5 protein-coding genes are annotated in these 5472 nt (G+C 68.3%); 3 read left to right on the top strand and 2 right to left on the bottom strand.

Going from position 1 to position 5472, the window contains the following annotated elements; all coding sequences use genetic code 11:
* A partial coding sequence (locus JWP83_RS15695; protein ID WP_297731523.1) for a sulfatase-like hydrolase/transferase occupies positions 1-1193 on the top strand: 1193 nt, incomplete at its 5' end.
* Positions 1194-1523: 330 nt separating this feature from the next.
* Here JWP83_RS15695 and JWP83_RS15690 read toward each other — a convergent pair.
* Both JWP83_RS15690 and JWP83_RS15685 read right to left on the bottom strand, forming a co-directional pair.
* Entirely contained in the window at positions 1524-1742 is a 219-nt protein-coding gene (locus JWP83_RS15690; RefSeq protein ID WP_297731521.1) for a transposase, read from the bottom strand.
* Positions 1743-1925: 183 nt separating this feature from the next.
* Complete coding sequence (locus tag JWP83_RS15685; protein WP_297731519.1) at positions 1926-3179, bottom strand: PPE family protein; 1254 nt, start codon at positions 3177-3179, stop codon at positions 1926-1928.
* A gap of 556 nt (positions 3180-3735) precedes the next feature.
* On the opposite strand from JWP83_RS15685, the gene JWP83_RS15680 reads away from it, so the two are divergent.
* Positions 3736-4893, top strand: coding sequence for an 8-amino-7-oxononanoate synthase (locus JWP83_RS15680; protein ID WP_297731515.1), 1158 nt, complete (start codon positions 3736-3738; stop codon positions 4891-4893).
* 9 nt (positions 4894-4902) lie between these two features.
* A partial coding sequence (gene bioD, locus JWP83_RS15675; protein ID WP_297731513.1) for a dethiobiotin synthase occupies positions 4903-5472 on the top strand: 570 nt, incomplete at its 3' end.

The following is a 5472-nucleotide window of genomic DNA, read 5'->3' as shown; positions in this document are numbered from 1 at the left end:
TTGACGACTTCGGAACCCCGAATGCCTACAACCACTACGCGGTCGGCTGGGCACACGCCATGAACACGCCATATCAGTGGACCAAGCAGGTGGCCTCACATTGGGGCGGCACCCGCAACGGCACCATTGTGCACTGGCCCAACGGCTTCACCGACAAGGGCAAGACCCGCAACCAGTTCCACCACGTGATCGATGTCGCCCCAACCATCCTCGAGGCCGCCGGACTACCCGCGCCGATCTCAGTGAACGGTATCCAGCAAGCACCGCTGGAGGGGGTGAGCATGTTGTCGACACTGCGCGACGGCGATGCGCCCGAGACACACCACGTCCAGTACTTCGAGATGCTCGGTAACCGCGGCATCTACCACAACGGCTGGACCGCGGTAACCAGACACAGCACCCCCTGGAAAACCGACCCGCCACCAGCGTTCGACGACGACGCCTGGGAGCTGTATGGACCCGACGACTGGACCCAGGCCCACAACCTGGCCGCGGAAAACCCCCAGAAGCTGGCCGACCTGCAACGCCTGTGGCTCATCGAGGCGGTCAAGCACAACGTGGTGCCGCTGGACGACCGCAGATTCGAACGCCTAAATCCAGATATCGCCGGGCGCCCGCAGCTGATTCGCGGCAACAGCCAGCTGCTGTTCCCCGGCATGCGGATCAGCGAGGCATGCGTGGTCAACGTGAAGAACAAGTCGCACACGGTAACCGCGAACATCACCGTGCCCGAGTCCGGCGCCTCCGGAGTCATCATCACCCAGGGCGGCAGCGTGGGCGGCTGGTCTCTCTACGCGCACCAGGGCCGGCTCAAATACTGCTACAACTTCTTCGGCATCGAGCACTACATGATCACCGCCGACACACCCATTCCAGCCGGAAAGCATCAGGTGCGCATGGCATTCAAATACGACGGCGGCGGCCTGGCCAAAGGCGGCGACGTCACCCTGTACTGCGACGGCAAACCCGTCGGCACCGGGCGCGTCGAACAGACCGAGCCGATGGCCTACTCCGCCGACGAAGCCTGCGACGTCGGTGCCGACACCGGTTCACCCTCATCGCCGGACTACGGCCCCACCGGCAACAAGTTCACCGGCGAGATCGACTGGGTCCAGATCGACATCGGCGGCGATAGCCAAGACCACCTCATCAAACCGGAGGACAGGCTCACGATCGCGATGGCACGGCAATAACGTTGCCGCCCTGGGTGACTCAGACGTAGAGTCGACGATCGACCAGCCTGGATCCGGTGAAGCGGCCAGAGACGCATCACGGAGCAGTACGGACCCAAAGAGCCGAAAGCTATCGGCGCCGATCGGACCTCAACGACTCGGAGGAAGTGTCACGACCGATCGCTCTCGGACGAGTTTGCCGATTCCTTATCGGCCGGCGGCGGGGTTGACCACGTATGGTGCGGGACCCCGACACGGAGTTCGCGCCGATTCAGCGCCCCGCGTCGGTGCCAACATCGGCTACTGGCCGGACCCGCGAGAACTGATCCATCTCTGGTGTGTCAGAGGCGTTCATCGGTGGGTGCAGACGGCAGCGTAGTGGGCCGGAGCCTGATACCCCAGGGCGGAGTGCCGCCGGTGGTTGTTGTATTCCTGCTTCCAGTCAGCGATCACGACCCGCGCGTGGGTCAGCGACCAGAAGATGTTGATGTTGAGGCATTCGTCGCGGACTCGGGAGTTAAATGATTCGACGTAGCCGTTTCGGCGGGCGTTTCGGCCGGCGCTTTGCACATTTGAGCAAGGGCGTTGGCCTGCTCATACATCACGTGAAGAGTTGCGTCTCGGCTGCGTGATGAGCTCCTGGCATCCCGCATTACTCGGCCCCATCACAAATTCTCCAACTGCCAACACATTACGAAGGCCGACTGTGTGCTCAGCCTCGAACGACGCGGCATGAGACAACTGTCGAGGTTGCTATCCGGCGGCGGGTGGTCGTGCGACGAAGGTCGGCCGGAAGCCATACTGAGGAACGGCGCGACCGAAGCCCTGACCGGTTATCGTGCCCACAGGCATGCCAGGCATGCCAGGCATGCCAGCCGCTATTGCTGGAGGGGGCGCGAGCATCGGTGTGCCTGCCAATGGTGAGGCCAGCTGGCCGGCCAACGGTGCACCCGCGGTCCAGCCTGCCGGAACTGATAGCGTCCCGACGGCAGCCGCGTTGCCCACACCGCCCGAAATCATTCCTCCTAGGCCGCTTATCCCCTCCGACGGGCCTGTGATTGCGCCACCGAGCGCACTTGCAGCGGCGTCGCCCGATGCGACCCCGGCCGCGCCCGCGCCAAATAAGCTGGTAAAGGGCCCGATCGTGTTAGCCGGGGCGAGGAGCCCGCTGCCAGCTATGGTGTTCAAGAGCCCAGAATTGAGGACTTTACCCCCGGCGGTGTCGCTTCCGAAGATGGCATTCAGGAGGCCGAGCGGTCCGGTAGCGACGTTACCTGACCCGGGATCAAATAGATTCCATCCCGACGTAAGCCAGTTTGTGATGTCGGCAGGAGCCGACGCCGACGACGGCGACGCAAGTCCCTGCAGCGCAGAGGGCGTCGCGGAGACCAGCTGGGACAGCGTCGTTGGCTGCTCCGCGGTGGCTGCGGCTTGGGCCACTGCGGCGGACTGGACCGCCAACCCGCTCGGGCTCGTGGTCCGGTTCGGCTGCCGGAACGGGCTCAGTTGGCTGGCCGCGGCCGAGGCGCCGGCGTAGCCGTACATGGCCGCGGCGTCTTGTGCCCACATCTCGGCATACTGAGCCTCAGTCGCTGCGATCGCGGGCGTGTTCTGGCCCAAGACATTCGTGGCGATTAGCGCCATCAGCCGCGCACGGTTCTCGGCGATAACCGACGGCGGAACCGTTGCGGCAAAAGCCATCTCATAGGCTCCCGCGGCGGCCTCCGCCTGCGCGGCGGTGTGCTCGGCTTGCACGGCGGTGGCACCCATCCACGCGACATAGGGTGAGGCGGCGGCTGCCATCGATACTGATGCCGGGCCGTACCATCCTTCGCTCGTTAGAGCCGCAAGCACCGAGCCGTAAGACAGCGCGGTGGCATGCAATTCGGCAGCCAGCCCCCTCCAGGCCGATGCTGCGGCCAACATTGGTCCCGCACCGGCCCCGGAATACATGCGCCCGGAATTGATTTCGGGTGGGAGCATCGCGAAGTCCAGTGCGGCGGTCATTGTCGGCCTTCTGGAGACTTCCGGACTTTGCTGAGCATCACGCGCTGCCGACTGCTCTGTTCGGGTGCTGCGTTGATCACCCGCCCGACGGTATCGACCACATCCTGAACCCACCCTGAATGACTGGCGTCAAGCTGTTGCTCGCGCTGGGCAGGACGGCCGAATGCCCCGGGGATGCAGTGAGCAACGTGAACTGGCTGGCGATGCCGGAAGATTCCGGCATGCCGGGCCAGCGGCGGCCAGCCACGGCACCGCGCAGCCCGAGTACGCCAGGACCTCGAGGCGAAATCGCTGAACACCATCGAGGCCATGGTGAAAGGCGAACACCACCCCCGCATTTGTCCGGCGGCACCGGCACCACCGGCGTGGGTGGCCACGGCGGCAACGCCTTCGCCATGACTCCGACCAATGCCTTCGGCGGGTCCTTCGGGACCGGTGGGTCGGTGCCGGCGGCGCTGGTCTCGACGGCTCCAACGGCACCACCGGAATCGCATAGCGGCTCGCCCCGCTCACCTCCGCGAGGGTCGAGGCCGCGCGACTCGTAGGGTGAAGGCTCATGAACGCCCCCCCGCAGGCACCGATCGAGGTGTCGCCGCTGGCCTGGCTGGACGAGGTGGCGGCGCAGCGCCGCGAGGCCGGCCTGCGGCGCTCCCTGCGGCCGCGGCCCGCGGTGGCCACCGAGTTGGACCTGGCGTCCAACGACTACCTCGGCCTGTCGCAACATCCCGACGTGATCGAGGGCGGCGTTGCGGCGCTGCGCATGTGGGGTGCCGGGGCAACGGGCTCGCGCCTGGTCACGGGCGACACCGAACTACACCAGCAGTTCGAGTCCGAGCTCGCCGAGTTCGTCGGCGCCGCCTCGGGGCTGCTTTTCTCTTCGGGCTACACGGCCAACCTCGGGGCCGTCGTCGGCCTATCGGGTCCCGGTTCGCTGCTGGTTTCCGACGCCCTGTCGCACGCGTCGCTGGTGGACGCGTGCCGGCTGTCGCGGGCCCGGGTGGTGGTGGCGCCGCACCGCGACGTGGCCGCCGTGGACGCGGCCCTGGGCTCCCGTGACGAGGAGCGCGCGGTCGTCGTCACCGATTCGGTCTTCAGCGCCGACGGCTCGCTGGCCCCGGTGCGCGAATTGCACGAGGTGTGCCGGCGCCACCGCGCGCTGCTCATCGTCGACGAGGCGCATGGCCTCGGAGTCCGCGGCGGCGGGCGCGGGCTGCTGCACGAGCTCGGGCTGGTGGGCGCGCCTGACGTGGTGATGACCACGACGCTGTCGAAGGCCCTCGGCAGCCAGGGTGGCGCCGTGCTCGGCCCGGCGCCGGTGCGCGACCACCTGATAGACGCCGCCCGTCCGTTCATCTTCGACACCGGCCTGGCCCCGGCGGCAGTGGGCGCCGCGCGGGCGGCGCTGGTGGTGCTGCGGGCCGAAGCGTGGCGCCCGGAAGCGGTGCTGCGCCACGCCCGCTTGCTGGCCGAGGCCTGCGACGTCCCCGAGCCGCCGCAGGCTGCGGTGGTGTCGGTGATCCTGGGCGCGCCGGAGGTGGCGCTGGCCGCGGCGACGGCCTGCCTGGACGCCGGCGTGAAGGTGGGCTGCTTCCGGCCGCCGACCGTGCCCGCCGGGACGTCGCGGCTGCGGCTGACCGTGCGCGCGTCGTTGGACGCCGCCGAACTCGAGATGGCCCGCCGGGTGCTGGCGGACGTGCTGGCCGGGCTTGTCTAAGGCCCGCCGTTGACCGTTCTGGTCGTCACGGGCACCGGCACTGGGGTCGGCAAGACGGTCGCCACCGCGGCGCTCGCGTGCCACGCCCGCCAGGCCGGCCTCGACGTGGCGGCGTGCAAACCGGTGCAGACCGGCACCGACCTCGGCGACGACGACCTCGCGGAGGTGGGCCGGCTGTCCGGGGTGACCGAACTCGCCGGATTGGCGCGGTACCCGCTGCCCCTGGCGCCGGCCGCCGCGGCCGCGTGGGCGGGGACGGCGCTGCCTACGGGTGAGCGGGTGCTGCAGCTCATCCGCGGCCTGGATCGCCCGGGCCGGCTGACGTTGGTCGAAGGCGCCGGCGGCCTGTTGGTCGAACTCGCCGACGCCGGCGTCACCGTGCGCGACCTCGCCGTCGAGCTGGGCGCCGCGGCGCTGGTCGTGGTCACCGCGGAATTGGGCACCCTCAACCACACCGCCTTGACCCTGGAATCGCTTGCCGCTCACGGGGTTCCATGCGCCGGGCTGGTCATCGGGAGCTGGCCGGCCCAGCCCGGCCTGGTGGAGACGTCGAACCGGTCGGCGCTGGCCGCGCTGGCC

The organism is Mycobacterium sp. (assembly GCF_025965855.1).
GTDB lineage: Bacteria > Actinomycetota > Actinomycetes > Mycobacteriales > Mycobacteriaceae > Mycobacterium.
The sequence above is the reverse complement of the archived record's forward strand: the minus strand, read 5'-3'. Positions and strand labels throughout refer to the sequence as shown.

What these genes read in the sequence shown, in the direction of transcription:
- JWP83_RS15680 (WP_297731515.1), top strand. Translation starts at nt 3,736, where the DNA reads ATGAACGCCCCCCCGCAGGCACCGATCGAGGTGTCGCCGCTGGCCTGG.
- JWP83_RS15685 (WP_297731519.1), bottom strand. Translation starts at nt 3,179, where the DNA reads ATGACCGCCGCACTGGACTTCGCGATGCTCCCACCCGAAATCAATTCC.